Source organism: Flavobacterium sp. (assembly GCF_036759525.1).
GTDB lineage: Bacteria > Bacteroidota > Bacteroidia > Flavobacteriales > Flavobacteriaceae > Flavobacterium.
In genome coordinates, this window is record NZ_DAIOUN010000035.1 from 1 (window position 1) to 4,373 (window position 4,373).

5 protein-coding genes are annotated in these 4,373 nt (G+C 30.3%); all 5 read right to left on the reverse strand.

Annotation, left to right across the window (positions count from 1 at the left end):
• Nucleotides 1-78: 78 nt before the first annotated feature.
• The 5 genes from V7M80_RS13035 to V7M80_RS13055 all read right to left on the reverse strand — a co-directional run bounded on the left by V7M80_RS13035 (nt 79) and on the right by V7M80_RS13055 (nt 4,312).
• A complete protein-coding gene (locus V7M80_RS13035) occupies nt 79-627 on the reverse strand; it encodes a 2'-5' RNA ligase family protein (RefSeq protein ID WP_333696785.1) in 549 nt (182 codons plus the stop codon).
• Nucleotides 628-747: 120 nt separating this feature from the next.
• Complete coding sequence (locus V7M80_RS13040; protein ID WP_333696787.1) at nt 748-2,301, reverse strand: DUF4886 domain-containing protein; 1,554 nt, start codon at nt 2,299-2,301, stop codon at nt 748-750.
• A gap of 374 nt (nt 2,302-2,675) precedes the next feature.
• On the reverse strand, nt 2,676-2,978 hold the full coding sequence (locus V7M80_RS13045) for a RidA family protein (RefSeq protein WP_333696789.1): 303 nt from the start codon (nt 2,976-2,978) through the stop codon (nt 2,676-2,678).
• 15 nt (nt 2,979-2,993) lie between these two features.
• A complete protein-coding gene (locus V7M80_RS13050) occupies nt 2,994-3,635 on the reverse strand; it encodes a DUF6624 domain-containing protein (RefSeq protein ID WP_333696791.1) in 642 nt (213 codons plus the stop codon).
• A 29-nt stretch (nt 3,636-3,664) separates the two neighbouring features.
• Nucleotides 3,665-4,312: a DUF4395 domain-containing protein gene (locus V7M80_RS13055; RefSeq protein WP_333696793.1), complete on the reverse strand. Its 648-nt coding sequence runs from the start codon at nt 4,310-4,312 to the stop codon at nt 3,665-3,667.
• Nucleotides 4,313-4,373 lie beyond the last annotated feature (61 nt).

Here is a 4,373-nt window from a genome sequence, read left to right on the forward strand (position 1 = left end):
AAATTAAAGTATGATATTACATAAAAAAATACCTGATGACAGGTATTTATAATCAAAAAAGATAGGATTTTTTAGTAATTATTTAGCAGTTGATTTTACTAACTTAAACTCTTCTAATACACTCCACTTTTCATCTTGAATTTGCTCTATTAAACTTATCGAATCAAAACTTACTTTTGATGGAAACTGATACTTCTGAAGTAAATCATATATTTCATCTGTACAAGTAGCATTTCTGGGATGTATTATCGTAATATGAGGCTCATGAACTCTGGGTTGCTTTATTACTCCTTTCAGAATCTTTAATCTAAGTTTATGAAACTTACTCGCATTCCCGATTATGGGAATTAATAATCCTTTACCTTCTGTAAAATGAACGGGTCTTCCTAAATTTAAAATGAAGGGTTTCAATTTTAAATATCTTAAGTTTGCTTTGATTTTTTTTAAAGATTCTATTTCATCCTCTCTACATAATGTAATGTGAGCTTTGATTAGTTCGAACTGAACCTGATTAAATTTCTTTCTGAATTTTTCTATTTCAAAACTATCACTCTCGTCTAAAAATAGTGTCAGTTGAAGTCGCTTGTTAGAAGAAATCATATTCTCGTCTTCATTAAGTAAAAGCACAATAATAGTTGGTTAATTAAATTATTAAATTTTGATACCTATTAATGAATCAACTTACTAGTTTTGTCTAAATGTAAACAGTTCATAATTTATTATTAAATCTTCAGACATAGATTTAATTTAGTTCTTTACAAACTTTACAAAAGATATTTTATCATTTGCAAAAGTAGCTTTGAGTATATAAACACCATTACTAAGACTTGAAACATTAATTGTATTGGTTGCAACTTGATAGGATATAATTTTTTTTCCAAGAGTACAGTAAATAGAAATTTCAGCTATAGGTTCAGATTCTAATGCATGTAGATGTAAAAGATTTTGTGTGGGATTTGGATGCAAAACTATTTCAATATCTTTAGGGTTTACATCTGGGTTATGACTTTCCAAACTGCAAGGTTCACCACCAATCGGTATCCAAGTATCAACAACTACGGTGGGAGAACGCTCTGCACAACCATTAATTGTGGAAATAACACTGTAAGAACCCGGACTTACTACTAATGTTTGGTTAGTGGCTCCCGGAATTAGGTTTCCCAAATCATCCAACCATTGATAGGCATCAGCTGTTTGAGTATAAAGTTCTACCGTTTGATCAGGACAAATAATTACATCATTAGGTAAAATAGTATTGGTGTGCGAACAAAAATTTACTGTCCTTTCAAAAACAGATATAAGATTATTTTGCCCTAAAAAACATTTAGTGGCGGTTAGCTTAATGGTATAACTGCCATCGTTTAAATAAACATGACTAGGTAGTGCTGTGGTTGAAGTAACTCCATCACCAAAATCCCACAACAATGTATCATAATATTTTGATGTATTGGTTGTAACATTAATTTCATTATTTTCGCTTCCTATCTGGAAGTTAAAATGTGAAAAGGGTACATATTTTCCAATGTACCAATTTAACATTTCATCAAAAATTATAGTTTTAGTAGCATTTCTGATAAGTATGGCTGTATTTTCATCAAGACCATAATTCGTTGTGATAAATGTGGGATCTTTTCTGAATAGTGAGGTATAGAAACAACATGCAGCAAGATAAGAACCGGCTAACGAAGGATGGCTGCCATCAGACTGGTATAAATTTATGTTGGGATAATTCTCTTTGATGTATTTCCACACCACTCCAACGGGCGTTACTTCAGAATCAAAAGTATTGGCAACTTCCATGTATCTATCTTCAATCAGATTGTTCATTCCCAAATAGCTACAAACAAAAGGGTTTGAAGGGCAATTTTGAATATCACCATTTTCATGTCCCCAAGTCATAAATGCATTTACCTGAGCACAAGGCTGTTGGTTACTAATAAAATTTTCTAGACTCATAAAGCCATTAAAAAAAGTTGAGGGTACCGGAAATGCAGGCGTTTGACTTTGCTCCTGTAAAACAATATAATCCCATGAATTTGAGACAATTTTATTAAGCGAAGTAGGATTATTGTAATGGTTTTGAAGGGTATATCCACCTAGTAGATGGCTATCATACAATAAAACATCACCTGTACTTGCAGCTAAATCAGAAATAATTTGAGGTAAATTATTAGTATAGATATAACTATTACCCAAAAATAATACTTTTCGAGTTTGACTTTGTCCAATTGATTCTATTTCTAGAAATAAAATAAGTAATAAACAGATGTTTTTAAAGTTTGCCTTAATAAATGTATTCATGTTTAGTGGGATTAATTAATTCACTCATTATTTTTTGAAGCTATGTTATAAGCTGTATTAAAACAAAAACGGTCAATCTATCATAACCTCAAATAGAAAAACTGAATTTTAATTTAGCCACTCCTACGAATTAAGAAAATGAATCTTTGAGGCTATTTTAATCTAACCAACTTTCTTTCATTTTATAATTTTTTCTAAAGAATTAACTTTAAGAATTAATTGTCAGGAAGATGTGCTATTAATTCAACCTCTAATTTAGCGTCAGACATATACAATCTTGAAACTTGCACCCAAGTTGCTGATGGAAAATCATTTTTATAAAATAATTTTCTTGAATAGTTGTATTTCTTCATTGCTTCAATATCGGTTGTATATTAATTTTCCTTTACAACATTATGGAAAGTAGCTCCAAAACTTTTCAATGAACTCTCTAAGGCTCTGTAAACATTCGTAATTCCCTCTGGCGTTACTTCTGTAGCAACAGCTCCTGAGATGTAGAGTATATTATCCACTTTTATCACCTGTACATAACCAGCTGTTGTATCTTGTTTTAGATGGTTATTCCAATGCCACTTCTCTTTTTCAATTTGATTTTTTTGGGCCATTAAAGAAATAGAGTGGAGAAGTATCAAAACTAGCACTGTAATGTTTTTAATATTTTTCATATAATTAAGCATTTCTTAGAATCATTTTTATTTTATCCAACCAACATTTCTTTTCCATTCCTCAATTTCCTGCTTTCTTTTTTCAAGGTCAGTTGGGGGCAATTGATTTTCATTTTCCGCCTGTTTTCTTATTATAACTGTTTGCTCCTCTAGTGTATTAAGTCCTATTGATTTCCTTCTTTCATTTACTTTTTTTAAGTCATCAAAATGATTTGGACTTAATAATCCATTATCGTCCCAATCAAATTGAGTTCCGTAGTATTGCGGTTTACATTCAAAAACTGCTATTCGATCAGTTAAATATGCTAAACTTTTCGGGTCTTCTTTACCTTCTCTGACGGCGATTTTTAATAGTTCTGCACTCTTTTTCATAAACTCTGGTTGTCCGATGGAATGTTGTATAATCAACCAAGTAGCTTCATTGGCTTCTTTACCAACTTTTTCTCTGGTAGGATAACCTATCTTATCTATAATATCGCATAGTATTTTCGCATTTCTATTGTGCATCTCTTTCATTTCATTGTTATAACCGCTACTGAGTTGTCCGCTTTTAATTAACTTATCTCTTAATGCTAAGTCTGCATTTTTCAATTCAATTATTTTTTCTGAGATATTTTTATTGTCCATTTTTTTATTTTTTATATAGAACAGTAATCCAAAAATAGCCACAAACGTGACTATTTCGTCCTAATTATTATTTAAAATAAACGATACGGGATAATTGAAAAAAAATCGTTAAACAAATGATGTAGAAGTATAATGAAGCTAACCAATCCCACAGTTATTACCCATTGTAAGAGAGATACTTTTTGAATTTCGCTTTTGCTTTTTAAATCACATATTTCACCAGGACAGAGTTGGGCTTTTTCTTTTTTAATAAAGTTATAAATTTTACACCCCAAACAAATTCCAAATGAAGATTCAAAAAACATAAGAATCAAACAAATCAAACAAGCAATCCCGGTGATTGGACTATAGGTATTTAGAACTACCAACAATAAGAACATGATGACAGATATGCTAAAACCAATATACCAAGCAAACTTTTTTTGTGCAGCACCAACATATTCAGGGTTTTGCTTAGATACTATGATTCGACCAATAATTAAGAAAGGGGCAAATTTGGGATTTATAAACAATCTGATGGAGAATTCTAAAACAAATAGGCAAAGAATATATTTAACTGGAATAAAATTACCTTTAAATAATATCAAAATCAAAGCTAAAAAAGCACTGATAAACATAATTCCTGCAGCAGCTCTGATTTCTCGATTATTTAAAACAGGTATATCAAAATCGTTTACAACTTCACCGAATTGAAAGTTAATAATATTTTTTTTTAACATTCTTTCACAATTATATATTCATTTTTAATTATTGGATTAGAAAAAAATAATTATAATAGTA